At 65.4% G+C, this 14633-nt stretch carries 16 protein-coding genes; all 16 read right to left on the bottom strand.

Annotated features, from left to right (window positions below; translation table 11 throughout):
- Positions 1–291: 291 nt before the first annotated feature.
- The 16 genes from QW861_RS20255 to QW861_RS20180 all read right to left on the bottom strand — a co-directional run bounded on the left by QW861_RS20255 (position 292) and on the right by QW861_RS20180 (position 14474).
- Positions 292–789 (bottom strand): 2Fe-2S iron-sulfur cluster binding domain-containing protein, encoded by a 498-nt coding sequence (locus QW861_RS20255; RefSeq protein ID WP_315751462.1) that lies wholly within the window; start codon positions 787–789, stop codon positions 292–294.
- A 21-nt stretch (positions 790–810) separates the two neighbouring features.
- Positions 811–1341: a luciferase family protein gene (locus QW861_RS20250; protein ID WP_315751464.1), complete on the bottom strand. Its 531-nt coding sequence runs from the start codon at positions 1339–1341 to the stop codon at positions 811–813.
- 7 nt (positions 1342–1348) lie between these two features.
- Entirely contained in the window at positions 1349–2338 is a 990-nt protein-coding gene (locus QW861_RS20245; protein WP_315751466.1) for a 2Fe-2S iron-sulfur cluster binding domain-containing protein, read from the bottom strand.
- Positions 2339–2395: 57 nt separating this feature from the next.
- Positions 2396–3421, bottom strand: coding sequence for a toluene hydroxylase (locus tag QW861_RS20240; protein WP_315751468.1), 1026 nt, complete (start codon positions 3419–3421; stop codon positions 2396–2398).
- Positions 3422–3442: 21 nt separating this feature from the next.
- Positions 3443–3742 (bottom strand): MmoB/DmpM family protein, encoded by a 300-nt coding sequence (locus QW861_RS20235; protein WP_315716254.1) that lies wholly within the window; start codon positions 3740–3742, stop codon positions 3443–3445.
- A gap of 9 nt (positions 3743–3751) precedes the next feature.
- Positions 3752–4114, bottom strand: a complete 363-nt coding sequence (locus QW861_RS20230) for a Rieske 2Fe-2S domain-containing protein (protein ID WP_315751470.1) — start codon at positions 4112–4114, stop codon at positions 3752–3754.
- 10 nt (positions 4115–4124) lie between these two features.
- Positions 4125–4370, bottom strand: coding sequence for a toluene-4-monooxygenase system B family protein (locus QW861_RS20225; RefSeq protein ID WP_315716251.1), 246 nt, complete (start codon positions 4368–4370; stop codon positions 4125–4127).
- Positions 4371–4460: 90 nt separating this feature from the next.
- Positions 4461–5945, bottom strand: a complete 1485-nt coding sequence (locus tag QW861_RS20220) for an aromatic/alkene/methane monooxygenase hydroxylase/oxygenase subunit alpha (protein ID WP_315751472.1) — start codon at positions 5943–5945, stop codon at positions 4461–4463.
- A gap of 427 nt (positions 5946–6372) precedes the next feature.
- Entirely contained in the window at positions 6373–6696 is a 324-nt protein-coding gene (locus QW861_RS20215; protein ID WP_315751474.1) for a 2Fe-2S iron-sulfur cluster-binding protein, read from the bottom strand.
- 16 nt (positions 6697–6712) lie between these two features.
- Positions 6713–7474 carry an SDR family NAD(P)-dependent oxidoreductase gene (locus QW861_RS20210; RefSeq protein ID WP_315751476.1) on the bottom strand — a complete coding sequence of 254 codons (762 nt, stop codon included), beginning with the start codon at positions 7472–7474 and terminating at the stop codon, positions 6713–6715.
- Positions 7471–8088 (bottom strand): HD domain-containing protein, encoded by a 618-nt coding sequence (locus QW861_RS20205; protein ID WP_315751478.1) that lies wholly within the window; start codon positions 8086–8088, stop codon positions 7471–7473. Before QW861_RS20205 ends, QW861_RS20210 begins: the two co-directional genes overlap by 4 nt.
- Positions 8085–9530, bottom strand: a complete 1446-nt coding sequence (locus tag QW861_RS20200; RefSeq protein ID WP_315751480.1) for an aldehyde dehydrogenase family protein — start codon at positions 9528–9530, stop codon at positions 8085–8087. Before QW861_RS20200 ends, QW861_RS20205 begins: the two co-directional genes overlap by 4 nt.
- A 16-nt stretch (positions 9531–9546) precedes the next feature.
- Positions 9547–10149, bottom strand: a complete 603-nt coding sequence (locus QW861_RS20195) for an HD domain-containing protein (protein WP_315751483.1) — start codon at positions 10147–10149, stop codon at positions 9547–9549.
- Positions 10150–10203: 54 nt separating this feature from the next.
- Positions 10204–12012: a PEP-utilizing enzyme gene (locus QW861_RS20190; RefSeq protein ID WP_315751484.1), complete on the bottom strand. Its 1809-nt coding sequence runs from the start codon at positions 12010–12012 to the stop codon at positions 10204–10206.
- A 43-nt stretch (positions 12013–12055) separates the two neighbouring features.
- Positions 12056–13135, bottom strand: a complete 1080-nt coding sequence (locus QW861_RS20185) for a PEP/pyruvate-binding domain-containing protein (protein ID WP_315751486.1) — start codon at positions 13133–13135, stop codon at positions 12056–12058.
- 82 nt (positions 13136–13217) lie between these two features.
- Positions 13218–14474, bottom strand: a complete 1257-nt coding sequence (locus tag QW861_RS20180; protein ID WP_316172624.1) for a cytochrome P450 — start codon at positions 14472–14474, stop codon at positions 13218–13220.
- Between the last annotated feature and the right edge of the window lie 159 nt (positions 14475–14633).

The following is a 14633-nucleotide window of genomic DNA, read 5'->3' as shown; positions in this document are numbered from 1 at the left end:
ATGCGCCACTCAACTTGAAGCGGTCTTGTGTGACCTCCTCAGGCCCCGAAATGAAAGCGATGGCGCTTGACCCTTGGCAAGGACGATTGAGAGAACCCGTGTTGCGCTGACGCAGAGACGATCGTTCGAGGCTGTTCTGAAGCAGCTCGTCGGATGCCGTGGATCGTTCGAGTTCAGAGCTGCGCTGGCGGCCGACCCAGCCCGGACCCAACAAACGAATGCGCCAGTGATAGAACCAGCTTCACCTTCTGCGGCTTTGATGGTCGCCAACTCATACTATGCAAAAGAACGCTATTTTGGTTTTGATCCAATCAGCCCCATCTGAGCGGATGTCGCCGGCTCATCTGTTCGAGTCCCTGTTGCTGAACGGGTGCACGCGTCGACTCGCGCCTTAGCGCGTCCGCGGCGAAACCGGAGACGTGCGCCGGGCGGATAGGCTCGCGCCAACTGATTGTGCTCGATCCGGTGTTGCATCATGTCCCGTCGGGTCTGGCGCTCGTCGAGCATCAGGACCAGATCCGAGCAGGGCTTGGTCGAACACAGCAGCAGAAAGCCGGCTTCAGCGTCCTGAGGGTAGACCGTCAGCGCATCGGAGCGGTCGACGTTGCCCGACACCAAGCGCGCGGCGCATGCGAGGCACCAGCCCTGCTCGCAGATGTAGGGCGTCTCGATGCCGGCGTCGATCATGCTGTACAGCAGATATTCGTCGGATCTGGCGTCGAATGTGAACGTCCCCTCCGGACGTTCCAGCCGTATGCGAAACCGCCTGATGTCGCCTTCATTGGTCATGGCCGAGAGCTCCCTCATCGCTCACCACCGGCTGTCGGGCAATGCGACGTCGCCGATGCGGCCGCTCGCGTAGCAGTGCGCGGCCGCGATGATCCGCGCCGCAACCGCCAGCTCGCTTTGATTGCGCGGCGCGTAGACCACGAGGCTCTGCGGCGGCACGGCGCCCGCCATGTAGCGTGCGAACGGATGCACCGTGCCCCAGCCCTTGGCAGCCACCTTCTGCGCCCATTCCGGCCGCAAGGTCAGGTGCAGCGACCCGTCGGGGCGAACGATGAGCCACACCGGCGCGAACACGAAGGCCTCCGGCTGTCCCATGGCATGGATGTCATCGAGCGCGAAGGCGCGGCCTGCGGCGTTCATCGGCGCCGGCACCTCTTCGACGCCAGCCAGCGCGCAGGCGCAGGACATGAGCTGTGCGGCGTATCCGGCGGGCGAGGTGTCGCCGACCTGGTGGCAGGGCCATGTTGGTGCGAGCCGCGGCGCGCTGCCGGGACGTGTGGCGAGACGGCGCAGTCCAGGCGCCATCGCCCAGATGGGTGCAGCACCGCGCACGCCTGCTCTAGCCGAAGCTGTCATAATGAACCTGCGTGATCGGAACATCGGCGGCGCGCAGCAGCGACCTGACCGCGTTCACCATGACCGGCGGGCCGGCGACGTAGAACTCGGCCGCCGCGGGATCCAGGACTGCGCCCTGGATGACATCGGTGACGAAGCCGGCCGCATGCGGCCAGCCGGACGGCGCGTGCTCGACCACGGGCAGGTAGCGCGCCCGGGGCGTTTGCGCGATCGCCGCCGCCAGCATGTCATCGGCGGCGAGATCCGCCGGTGTACGGGCGCCGTAGATGACGTCCGCGGGCGATCCGAAATCGAGGCGCGCAGCCGCGGCCTCGCGCAGCATCGCCAGGATCGGCGCGATGCCGGTGCCTCCCGCCACGAACACCTTGCGGCCCGGCTGTCGACGCAGCGTGCAGGCGCCGAACGGCGCCTCGATGGTGATCTGCGCGCCTGGGATCAACGCGGCGAGCGCGTTGCTGCCCGTGCCGCCATCGTAGCGCTTGGCAATGAACTGCAGGATGGTGCTGCCCGGCAGGTTGCACATCGAGTAGCAGCGCCGCAGCCCTTCGCCGAGATGCAGGATCGCATACTGACCCGGCCGGAAGTCGATCGGCTCGGCCGTCTCGAAGCTGAACTGGCGGATCTCCGGCGCGAGATCGTCGACGCCGCGCAGGATCGCCTGTTGCTCGACGCATCGCGGCGTCGGCGCGGACCAGTCGCCGGGACCACGCGCGATCGTGACGTCGGAGATCGCGCGTGATTGACAGGCCAGGATGCGGCTGCGTCGTGCGTCGCGCGGATTGATCGCTGGCGCGCCGGGAAAGACCAGATCGACCTGGCCGTCGACGAGCGTCACCTTGCAGGCGCCGCAACTGCCCCAGCCGCATTCGTAAGGCAGCGCGACGCCCCCGCGTCGTGCTGCCTGCAGGATGGTGTCACGGCCGGCCGCGTCGATCGCGACACCGTCGGGCTCGATGCGGAGTTGCCGGGTCATCCACGCCATCCTTTCGGCTTGGGCGGTCGGCGCAGCACGCCGATCGCGTCCGCCAGACTACAAGCCACAATCCGCGATCAGCCTTGCCTGGGCCGTCATGGTCCGCTCCAGGATCGCCCGTGCACCGTCGGCGCCGGGCGCGGTCGAAAGTGCCTCGCTGAGGCCGCGCGCGGCGCGCTCGCCGAGCGGCATCCACTTCGCGACCCATTCCCGCAGCAGAACCGCGTGCTCCGGGACCTTGCCGGTGGCGTAGCGCACCAGGGCCTTGGTGGTCTCGACCGCATAGGCTTCGTCGTAGTTGCGGAAGTCGTCGTGTAGCAGCGCCAGCAGGTCGTCGTCGTTCGTGCGCGCCAGATCGGCGATCTCGCGATTGAAGACGTGATCGAAGATCGGCCGCAGCACCAGATTGCGGGACACGAACGCTTCGCCCCAATCGTAGGCGATCAGCTGCTTCTCGATCAGCTCGCGCAGACTTTGCCATTGCGGCGCCTGCGTCCAGACGGTACGCGCAATACCGCTGTCGGCGAGCTCCGGGCGTCCGGTGTCGAGCGCGAGCGCCTTGGCCAGATAGGCCTGGCGCTGCACCCGCCGCATCTCGTTGCCCATCTGGAAGTAGAAGGTGTTGGTCACGAACGCCGACGGCGCCATCTGCGCGACATAGGCCGCGCTCATCTGCATCGCGTGTCCCGGGAAACGCACCGGCAGATAGGCCTGGCCGAGGAAGTCGAGCCACGGCGCAGACAGCTTGCGATAGCTGTCCTGGCGCTCGAACTCGTCGATCAGGTTGTCGCAATAGACCTCGCGATCCTTCTGGTCAGTGACATAGCGGCGATAGGTGTAGGTGAGGGGATCGCGATAGCCCTCCCAATCGTCCAGCGTGAGCCTCGAGCCTTCGCGATTCCTGAGATAGAACTGGTTGATCGACCAGTTCTCGGACAGCTCGAACGGTGCCGGCGCGCGGCGGAAGTGGCTGTGGAACTTGTAGGTGACGGCCTCGTATTCCGACGGCAGCCGGCGCTCGGTCCACAGGCTCCAAGTCTTCTTCTGCTTGCGCGCAGCCGGCTTCGCGGTCATCGCGGTCATGACGTATCCTCCCGGAATTTGTTATGTGTGGATGGTCCAGACCCATTCGTCGTCCATCGACTCGAGCCGTCCGCCGAACGACACCAGGCTCGGCTCGATCTCGGCGAGCCGGAATGGCCGCCCCAGCGCCGCCTGCATGCTCTTCTGCGTCAGGCGGAAATTCCGGTCGGCCTGGACGCGGACATAGCCGCCGCGGTCCTCGATGACGATCTCGACGTCCGGATTGTCCTGCTCGCTCGCCGCGATCACGGCGTCGATGATGTCCTCGTCGACGCCCCTGATGACGGGGCCGACCAGTTTCGGTGCTGCTGTCGTGGTCATGGGCTTGTCCTATGCGTCCTGCTCGGTCTTGTGGCGGAGGCGGCGCAGCCGTCCGTCGTTGGGCACGCCGACCAGAATCGCTTCGCCGTCCTTCTTCACCGCGTAGCGGAAGAGGCGGCAGTCGCGCGGGTTGAGGCCGCGGCCGTCATCCATGCTGAACTCCCACTCATGGGCCGAGCAGGTGATGGTGCCGGCTTCGAAATCGACCTTGCCGTCCGCCAGCAGGATCTCCTGGTGCGGGCACATGCCCTGGAAGCAACGCAGCTCGCCGCCAGGAAGGTGCATCACGATCACTTCCTCGCCGTCGACCTCGACGCCGATGAAATCACCTTCCCAAAGGTCGTCCAAGGTCGCGACTTGCCTCCACGTCACGTCGGCATCGTCAGACATAGGCCACCTCGATCCAATCCATCGGCTGGATTCCGGACTGCGCCACCGTCATCGCGGACGGCAGCTCGCGGCCGTTGTAGTAGACGCATTTCGACGCGTTCTTCTCGGCGACGCGCAGTCCGACCGCGTGCTGGGCGACCTTGTCGGCCACGATGCTCATGCTATCGCCGTCGTCGACGGGGATCAGCAGGACGACGAAGTCGCCGCGGAAGTTGGCTTGGAGCGGGAACAGGGCCACGCTTACCTCCCAGATTTGTTGTTATATCTGTGATCGTGTCGGGTGGGGGCGTCGCTCGTAAGCGGCGCCTGTCAATTCATGCTGGGCGGATCATTCGGCCGCGAGGCGAGACGCGCCATTCCAGGCGTAGCTCTGCGCGTCATTGCCGGCGACATCGGGCGTGATGCCCATATATTGCAGCGCGCCTTCGAGGGTCGGCGGCTGGATGTGTCCGGCCAGGAATCGGTCGACGATCGAGAGATGGGTGTCGTAGCGCTCGGGCTGGCTCTTCCACACCCATTCGCAGACTTCGCAGCAGAAGTTCAGCTTGCGACCATTGTGCGTGGTGATCCGCGGCGCCTTGCCGATGCTCGGGCTGCAGATCGGAATGTGGCAGCAGTTGCAGACGACGGGCAGCGTCGCCGGATAGGTCTTCTCGATCTGGCCGGTGCGGACATTGTCGCCGATCACGTCCCACAGCTTGCCGAAGCGATCGTTCCAGCCGGGATATTTCTGCTCGAGCCAGTCGCGCTCGGCCGCGGACACGCCCGCGTCGGGATTCCACCACACCGTCGGCCGCCAGAACCAGACGCCCATGTGATAGGCGTGATGGACCCAGTCGAGCTCGGGCAGGAAGTGCTTTTCCCAGTACCATGGCACGTTCATGCCGAGGTCCTTGAACTGGTCCATGAACTGCCGGCAGATCCAGTCCTGCATGAACTCCTTGAACGACATCGTCCGGCTTTCCAGTGGCGTGTAGTAGTCCATGGAGATGCCGGTCAGCAGCGCGAACAGCTTCCACGACCGCCAGAACATCTGGTCGACCATGTTCTGTGCCTCGGCCTTCTTGCCGTTGTTGATCATGATCTTCAAGGTCGGCTCGCCCTGCTGCGAATGCCGCGCCTCGTCGGTCTGGATCGAGGAAATCAGCGCACCGAACTCGATGTCGCCGACATGCAGCGCATCCGAGGCCATGCCGAGGAACTGCAGGTTGGTGAAGCCGGTCTCGAAGGTGAAGGTCAGCTGGATCGCCGTCGACACCGCATCATTGGCGGTGAACATGTCGTCGAACAGGCTGCGCGCCGCGATCACGCCCCACTCGTTGGTGTGCATCGCCTTGTGGGCCCAGTCGAATTGCGGGTCCTTTCCGAGCAGGCAATAGGGGAAGTAGATCTGCGCCTGGCCGTGGCGGCATTCGTCGAGGGTGCCGAAGGTGGCCATGTTGCGCCAGGCAGCAGCGCGGCCGAACCGGGCCATGCGCGCCTCGCCGATCGAGGCGAAATATTCCGGAACCGGAATGGCGCCGTAATGCGCCTTGATCGCCGACTTCCAGCCGGCATCGAGATTGTCGTACAAATTGGAGCGCGCGATCGTCGAGCGGATCGAGTAGATGCCGTCGTCCTTGCCGGCCTGGTTGTGGACGTACTCGCGATAGGTCAGCTTGTACGGCTCGTCCCAGCCCCACCACTGCTCGCCGTGGATGCCGAAGCTCTTGGACAGCTCCTCGGGAAAGACCTCCTCCTCGCTGACATAGGAGAAGGCCCAGTTCATGTCGCGGGCCGTGTCGTAATAGTCCCGCCGCTGCAGCTTCGGCATGCGTTGCTCCTCCCGAGCTCTGTGATCGCGTTCGTTGCTCTTCGTTGCGGTCCGCTGCCGCCCTTGAACGGGCGAACGTTGTGCGGCGCGTGGCGATGGCGTACGAGTCAGGCGGTTAGACCTGATAGATCGTCGCGCGATGTTGTAGGATCCAGTGTAGGCCGCATTCTTTGGTTTTTCTTTAGGCCGCGGGTGCGCATGAACATCGGGCGTATTCGGGCGCGATTGTGAGCGTAGTCGACCGCATTCCTGCTGCTGCGCAAGCGACGAGATGATGCGATGCGAAGGGAAAGCGGCGGCGAGGATCGGCGCGGCCGTATCGACCAAGCGGGTCGATCTGTTCAAGCGAGCAGCTCGATGCCCGTCATCGTCCCACCGCCGATGATGCGTGCGGCGTGATCAAAGACCGGTGCAACCCTCCGGCCGTTCAGCGGCTGAGGCCGACGACCTGCAGCACCAGACCGTCGAGCGCGTCGGTGATCGAGATCTGGCACGCGAGGCGGCTCTCCGGGCGCACGTCGGTGGCCTCGAATTCGAGCAGGTCGACCTCGATGTCGCCGGCGGAGCCGACGCGCTCCAGCCATGCCTTGTCAACGTGGCAATGGCACGTGGCGCAGATGCAGGACCCGCCGCATTCGCCGATGATGCCATCGACACCATTGCGCTTCGCCGCCTGCATGGCGCTCTCGCCGGGCTCGGCCTCGACAAGGCGCACGGTGCCGTCGGGCTCGATGAAGGTGATTCTGGGCATGGGTCGTTGCGTGTCCCTAGATGAACTGCCGGCCGCCGTCGATGATCAGGGTCTGACCGGTGATGAAGGTCGCGGCCGGCGACGCGAAGAACAGCGCGCCGCCGACCATGTCGTCGACGTCGGCCGCGCGCTTCAGGGCTCCGCGGGACACGCCATATTCGGCGGCGTTCTCCATCAGGCCGAGGCTGGCCTCGGTGAGCGTGAAGCCGGGCGCGATGACGTTGACCGTGATCTTGTCGTCGCCGAGCTCGCGCGCCAGCGCACGCGTCATCGCAATGACGGCGCCTTTCGACGAGACGTAGTGCAGCCACATCGGCGAGCCGCTCATGACGGTGGCCGACGAGACGTTGACGATCGCGCCACCGCCGGCGCGTCGCAGCAGTGGCGCGGCCGCCTTGCTCATCATCCACACGCCCTTGATGTTGACGCGCATCACCCGGTCCCACTCGGCCTCCGGGATTGCCTCGAAGCCGCGGCGTTCGAGCCCGGCATAGATCGCGGCATTGTTGACCAGCACGTCGAGGCCGCTCATGCGCGCCAGCGCGAATTGCGCCAGCGCCGCGGTGGACGTCTCGTTCGCGACGTCGACCTCCGCCGCGTGCGCCTTGCCGCCGCGGTCGCGGATCAGCCGCGCGGTGTCGTCGGCGCCGCCGAGACGGATGTCGGCGGCGACGACCTCGGCACCGGCCGCAGCAAAGGCGAGCGCGAATCCGCGGCCCAGCCCGCCGGCCGCGCCGGTGACGATGACGCGCTTGCCTTGCAGTTGGATCGGACTCATGTGGCAACCTCGATGTGCAGCAGATCCGCCATGAACGCAGACGCCGTGCCCTCGGCGATCAGCGCCCGGGCCATGGTGGTGCCGGCCTCGGTCAGCATCGACGGCAGCACGAAGCTTTCCAGCATCGCGAGCGTCTCCTTCGGCGGCGTATCGAACCAGCCGCCGATCGTCGCGACCCCATGGCCGGTGAAGCGCCATAGCTTGTCGGCGTCCTTCATCAGCGCATCCTCATGCGAGATCGCCGTCTTTCGGGTGTCGTGGCCGTCGATGATCGCCAGGATGGTCTCGACTCTTAGCCCGGGGATCGCCAGCCGTGCGAACGCCTCGGCTGCGATCTTCACGCCTTCGATCTCGTGGGCACGTTGCAGCTCGGGATATCTGGGATTGGGGCCGACGGCGGCGGCGAGCTGCTCGGGCGGGAATTTCTTCCAGCCGACGTCGTGCATGAGGATCGCCGGCAGCACCACGGCGGCGTCCGCTTCGGGATGGATCCGTAGCAGCGCCTGGCCGAGACGATAGGAGATCAGCGTATGCTCGTCGTTGGAGCGGACGTCCAGCCACGGCCGCGCCGCAAGCCAGATCGGCAGATCCTGTTCGCGCAGAAAATGCATCATCGCAGCTCCGTGTCGTAGCTGAGATAAATCGTCTTGTATTCGAGGTAGTCCTCGATGCCGTAGCGGCCCTTCTCGCGGCCGATTCCGCTCTGCTTCATGCCGCCGAACGGCGCGCGCTGGTTCGAGCGCTGGATGTCGTTGACCCACACGGAGCCGGCTTCGAGGCGCTCGGCCAGGGTCAGTCCTGTCGCCAGGTTGCGCGAGAACACGAAGGCGGCCAGTCCATAGACCGTCGCATTCGCGAGCCGCAGCGCCTCGGTGCGATCGTCGAACGGGGCGACACCAAGCACGGGGCCGAACGTTTCCTCGGTCATGACGAGCGCGGAGGGGGGCGCATCGGCGATCACGGTCGGCGGCAGGAACCAGCCCTTGTCGTAGAGTCCGCCCGTCAACCGGACGCCGCCGGTCAGCACGGTTGCGCCGTTGGCACGGGCATCGGCGATCTGCCGCTCGCTGTTGCGGTAGATCTTCTCGTTGATGAGCGGTCCCAGCGCGCAATCCGAGGTCAGGCCGTTGCCGACGTCGAGCTGCGCGACCTTGTCGGCGAGCGCAGCGAGAAAGGCCGCGTAGATGGGGCGCTCGACATAGACGCGATTGACGCGGTAGCAAAACTGGCCGGAATTGGCGAAGGCGTGACGGGCGATCGCAGCAGCCGCTGCGCCGATATCGGCGTCGGCGCAGACGATGGCCGGACACTGGCCGCCGAGCTCGAGGGTGACGCGCTTCATCGTTCCGGCTGCAGCAGCAGCGATCGCCTTGCCGGCCCTGGTGCCGCCGGTGAACGCAATCTTGCGCGGCGTCGGATGCGCGATCATCTGCATGCCGAGGTCAGGGCCGCGACCGGTCACGGCATTGAAGCAGCCGTCCGGAAACCCAGCGGCCCGAAAGAGTTCAGCGAGCCGCAAGGTCGACAGCGGCGTGTCCTCGGCGGGCTTGGCGACGACGGTGCAACCGGCCATCAGCGCGGCGCCGAGCTTGAAGCAGAGCAGCGTCACCGGATAGTTGAAGGGCGTGATCGCGACCACGACGCCGACCGGCTCGCGTGTGATGATGATCTTTTCGCCGGCCACACCCGTCAGCGGCATCTCGGCGTGCAGGCGCAGGCCTTCCTCGGCATAGACGTCGAGCAGTTCGGCCGAGCGCTGAATTTCGCTGACGGCTCCCGCCAGCGGACGGCCGAGCTCCCTGGTCAGCAGGCGACCGAGCTCACCGGCACTCTCGCGCATCAGCCGCGCCGCGTTCCTCTGCAGGCGGGCGCGCTCTGCCACGGGCGTTGTTTTCCACGATTGGAATGCGATGTCGGCCGCGTTGATGGCGGCATCGACATCCGCGCGCCCGGCCTCCGGAACGCTGTCGACCGTCTCACCCGTTGCCGGATCGACGACGTCGAAGGTCGCGCCGCTTTGGGCTGCAACCCAGCGGCCGTCGATGAACATGTCCATGTCCGCGGCCCCAGGTTCAGATCAGGTCGAGCATCAGCGCGGCACGGGTCTCGCCCAACGCCTCCTCGGCCATCAGTCGTCCGGCTTCGGTCTCGAGCACCGCGAGTTGCGTCGTCAGGCGCGACGCATATTGGCGCGGCGTCATCTTGAACCAGTCGCAGGCCACCGCGACGCCCGTGGTGGTGTAGCGCCACAGCTTGTCGGCGTCGCGCACGATCCGGTCGTTCAGCGAGCGCGGGTAGGGGCGAGTGTCGTGGCCGTCGATGATCTCGCCGACCGCGACGATGATGTTCTCCGGCCAATCGGCCTGTTCGAGGACGTCGCGTGACATGCGGACGCCTTCGCTTTCGTGGAGAAAGCGCACATCGGACTGCATCATGTTGGGACCGAATCCCTTCTCGATGATGTCCTTCATGTCGATCGTGTACCAGCCGATGTCGTGCAGGATGATTGCGAGCGAAACGATGTCCTCGTCTGCGTCCGGATATTGAGCGAGCAGCTTGCGCGCATACGCATAGGACAGGGGAATGTGGACGTCGTTCTTGCGCGCGCGCATGTACGGCTCGCTGATGCGCCAGACTTCGTCATAGCGGTTGCCGACATCGGACCTATCGAGCATTGCAATGTTCCATATGCGGAGAGAGGCCGGCGCCGCCGGCCTCTCTCGATTGGGTCAGGACAGGATGGTCACTTCGCCGGTCGAGCCGTTGACGCGCAGCATCTGTCCGTTCTTGATCGAGGAGCTGGCGCGTCCCGTGCCGGTGACGGCGGGCAGGCCGTACTCGCGGCACACGATCGCGGCGTGGGACATCATGCCGCCGATGTCGGTGACGATCGCGTTGATCTTGCCGAAGATCGGTGCCCAGCTCGGCGCTGTGACCGGCGCAACCAGAATCTCGCCCTGCTGGATCTGGCCGAGCTCATCGGCGGAGCGCACCACGCGAGCGCGGCCCTCGACGATGCCGGGGGAAGCGGCCATGCCGGACAGCTTGGTGGTGTTGGCGGCGCCATCGAGCCAGCGGCCGATGCTCTCCGTGGTGATGCCCCACAGCATGATCGTGAACGGCTCGGTGATGACATCGGGCGGATTGTTGAGCGCGGGCTGCGGCGGCGTCGTCGCGAGCGCAGCCAGGATCTTTTTCCGCCGCTCGATCTCGGGCGGCCAATAGGTCGGACCGATCGCCGGTGCGCCAACGGCCCAGCCGTTGCCGTAGTCGAACAGCGCGTCGCGGACTTCCTGACGGTTCAGATAGAACAGGTCGTCGGCGTCCTTCCAGAAGCCGGCATCGCGGAAGATGGCGCCGAGCTCACGCATCTTGCGCCAGAATACGCTCATCGACCAATGCTCGATGTAGAAATTGTGGTTCTCGACATAGGGGAACACGGTCCGGGCGAGCCCGAGCTTGCCCTCGAAGGCTGCGCGGGCGTCGGCATCGAGCATCTCGGCATATTCGGACGTGATGCGGTCGCGCTCTTTGGCAATGGCCTCCGTCGGCCGGTCGATCTCCTCTCCCCGCTGCACGCGGACGACGTAGTCCCTGACATAGCCGAGCGGGATGTCGAGATGCTCGATCCAGTACTTGTCGGTCGAGTAGAAGCCGTTGCCGGAGGTGAAGTTGAACCAGGGATCCTGCGCCTCGTTCCAGGCCGTCAGCCATTCGGCGCCGTTCGGCGCACGGCCGACCGCAGCCAGCGCCTCGTCGACCGATCCGCTCTTCAGGGCATCGGCGACACCGAGCTTCACGGCGAGCTTGGCGAGCTTCTTCAACTCGTCGTCCGGACGGAACAGGTCGACTTCCACGCCCTGCACCATCTTGGCGATCGCCTGATCGGGAATGGTGGGGAATTGCCCCTTCATGAAGCTGAAGAAGTCGAGATAGGCCGCGTAGCCGAGATTCAGGAACTCGAAATGGTACTGCCAGGTCTTGTAGAGCAGCTGGATCGCCCGGTCGTAGGTCTCCATCAGCGCGTAGGTGTTGTCGAGGCCGACACCGGCCGTGATCCACTCCAGCGGCACGGCTTCGGGCAGCGGCTCGAAATTGAGCGCCTCGAGATCGGCGATGTTGGCGCGGACCTTCTTGTCCCAGTTCGCCAGCAGGCGGTCCCAGTTCTGGAAGTAGTAGCCGGCGCGCTCCATGAAATGCGGTACGCGACCAGCGATCAGCTCGGGCGCCACCGCCACCGGGCTCATGTAGCAATAGCCATTGTGGATGCGGTACTCGACGCCGTTCGCCGGCGGGATCAGATAGTGCCGCGTGTTGTACTGGCCGAGACACTTGACCGCGAACTCCACGGTGACGGCGTCGAACGGCTTGAACGGGCTCGGCCAGTGCTGCGAGTCGCAGAACCAGAACTTGCCGTCCTCCTTGTCGCGCAGGCTGTTCTGGAACTGGAGATAATAGGGATAGAGCTTCTCCCAGCCCTCGGCGCCGACCGGCGTCTTCAGGTCATAGGGACTTGGGAATTTCGCATGCGCCGTCATTGTCGTGTCCCCTCGGTTTCTCTGTTGCTTGTTGTCGTGATGCTCACCGCTTGGCCTGGACCGGGGCCAGCAGCGTTCCAAGTACACCCGCAATCCCGGTCTCGTAGATCGCGGTCGACTGCTTCTTCTTCTGGCTCCAGACGGTCTCCGGCCGGCTCTGCAGCGCCACGAGGTTCTCGTCTTCAGGGAGATCGGCGTCGATCGCCCATTCGACGTCCTGCGGACAGCCCATGCTGCGCTCGAGCGACTTGGCGAGCCTGGCGACGGCGAGCACCTGGGCATTGGTCAGGGAGGGCAGGGTGCGGCGCTCCGGCGCGATTACGCGCTCGACGGTCCGGCGCTCGGCGCGATCGGCGACGAGTTCGAAATCCTTCTCGGCGATGCGGTGCTTGATGACCTGCAGAAGCACCTTCTCGACGACGAAATTGTCGGGCGTGATTTCGCCGGAGACCACCGGCTCACCGAGCCCGAAGGCGGAATCGATCACGATCTTGGTGCGGTCGCCGTTGATCGGATCCAGCGTCATCGCCACGCCCGCGGCGGCGGCGTTGACCATCTTCTGGACGCCGACCGACATCAGCACGTCGATCTGGCCGAGCCCGTTCTCGGCACGGTAGGAGATCGCGCGCGCGTTGAAGAGGCTGGCCCAGCACGCCTTGACCTTCTCGACCACGGCGTCCTCGCCGACCACCCAGAGATAGGTATCCTGCTGGCCGGCGAAGCTGGCGTCAGGCAGATCCTCGGCGGTCGCCGACGAGCGCACCGCCACTGGCAACTGACCGTCGGGCGACATCCGGCGATACGCCTCGCGGATCGCCTGCTCGACCGCGCCCGGCATCGGCTGCGCCATGATTGCGTCGCGGATCTCGTGCGACAACTTCTCTTCGTCATCGACATCGTCGAGCACGATCCGCGACAGGCGCTCGCTGATCGTCGCCTCGAGTCCGTTGCTTCGAAGATGAAGGGCGTAGGCGTCGGTCGCGACCGCAAATCCCGCAGGAACGCGCACGCCCTGTGCGATCATGCGCGCTAGGCTCGCGCATTTGCCGCCGATGCGCGGGAAGTCGTCCTCGCGTGCGTCTTCGAACGGCACGATGAAGGATGCGGCTGCGTTGGCGCCCATGCGTCTGTTCCCCACCTTATGGCCCGGATCGGCTCCGGACTTGTTGTTGCTTGTGAAACGCGGTCCAATGACGATCGTCGTGTCAGGCCACGTCCCATTCGATCCGAAGCGCTGTCGGCACGCGGAACGAGATGTTGTGAACGAAGTCGATGGTCTGGTCGGCAGCGAGCCGGAGGCCAGGAAGCCTGCGGGTCAGCTCGCCGAGCGCGATCGCGAACTCGATGCGGGCTAGCTGCTGGCCGACGCAGGTGTGAATGCCGTAGCCGAAGGCCAGATGGCTTCTCGCGTCGGTGCGCCGGACGTCGAAACGGGTCGGCGCGGAGAACACCGCCTCGTCGCGATTGGCGGAGCCGATGAGCAGCAGGATATTGGAATCCTTCGGCACCGGCACGCCGCCGATCTGGGTGTCCTTCAGGGCGCGCCGGCGCCAGGCCACGATCGACGGGCTGAAGCGCAAGCACTCCTCGACCGCATTCGGAATGAGCTGCGGCTCGGCGATGATGGCTTCCCAGTTGTCGCGCCGCTGCAGCAGCTCGCGCATGCCGTTGGCCATCAAGGTCGTCGTGGTCTCGTGGCCGGCGAACAGTGCGCTGTAGAGCACGCCGGCGATCTCCTCGTCGCTGATCTCGGCGCCGTCCTTCTGCAGTCGGACCAGATCGCCGGGCAGATCGTCGGTCGGATCATCGTGGCGCTGACGCACCAGCGCGCGGCAGTAGGTCCAGTATTCGACCATGTTGCGCGCATGCACGATCTGCTCGTCGTCGCTGAGGTCGCCCCAGGTCAGCAGCGCGCGGCTCACCGCCCAGGACTTCACGCGCGGCACGTCCATATTGGGAATGCCGACCAGCTTGAACAGCACCAGCGCCGGCACATCATAGGCAAACTCGCGGAAGAAGTCGGCATGTCCGCGATCGGCGAAGGCATCGATCGCCTGGTTGACGATCGCCTTGATCTCCGGCTCGATCGCCCTGAACCGACGCGGCCCGAAGCAGCCCTGGACCAGCTTGCGGATGCGGGTGTGATCGGGCGGTACCCGCGCCGACAGGCCGGAATAGGCGGTGAAGCCGCCCTCGCGCATGATGCGCTTGCCTTCCTCGCACATCGCGCGAAGCGGGGCCTGGGCGTTCTCCGAGGAGAATGTGCGCCAGTCGTCGAACACGGCCTTGAGGTCGGCGTGGCGCGCGACGACGTAGTATTTCAGCTCGTCGGAGAAGAAGACCGGCGCCTCGGCGCGGGCCCATTCATAGAACGGGAACGGATCGCGCATCTCGAAGGGATCGAAGTCTTTGGCGGCGTCGCTATAGGGGCACCGCGCCAGCTGAGCTGCCGAACCTGGCATGTCGTCCTCCCATTCGCCGCCTTTGCCGGCGACGTTGTCATGGGCTCACTCTAAGCGGCGGCCTTTGGGTTTTCTTTAGCCCCTAACTCTATGGCAAATTGAGATAAATCGTCAATTCTGCTGGCGGCGGCACCCCCCATGGCGCATGGCTTGGCCGGC

This window comes from Bradyrhizobium sp. SZCCHNRI1029 (assembly GCF_032487555.1).
Taxonomy (GTDB): domain Bacteria; phylum Pseudomonadota; class Alphaproteobacteria; order Rhizobiales; family Xanthobacteraceae; genus Bradyrhizobium.
Note: the sequence above shows the minus strand (reverse complement) of the source record. Positions and strands in the feature narration are given on the sequence as shown.